Origin of the sequence: uncultured Tenacibaculum sp. (assembly GCF_947502995.1) — a bacterium.
Classification (GTDB): domain Bacteria; phylum Bacteroidota; class Bacteroidia; order Flavobacteriales; family Flavobacteriaceae; genus Polaribacter.
The window spans coordinates 1-212 of sequence record NZ_CANNBW010000092.1; the positions used below are offsets into that span (position 1 = coordinate 1).

At 41.0% G+C, this 212-nt stretch carries 1 protein-coding gene; it reads left to right on the plus strand.

The window, feature by feature from the left end; genetic code table 11:
- Window positions 1-212 (plus strand): hypothetical protein (locus tag Q1A46_RS20880; RefSeq protein WP_299683603.1); only part of this gene is annotated, 212 nt, incomplete at both ends.

Here is a 212-nt window from a genome sequence, read left to right on the forward strand (position 1 = left end):
GGTCCAGATATTGATTCAGATGGAATAGCAACAGTTTGTGATTTAGATGATGATGGCGATGGAAATCCAGATACTACGGATCCAAATCTAACAACGACTACAGTTGCCGATGATACAGCAACAGTAGCTTCAGGAACACCAGTTACTACGAATGTTTTAACCAATGATGATTATGTAGGCGATACAGATCCAGCAAAACAGGCAGGAACTAC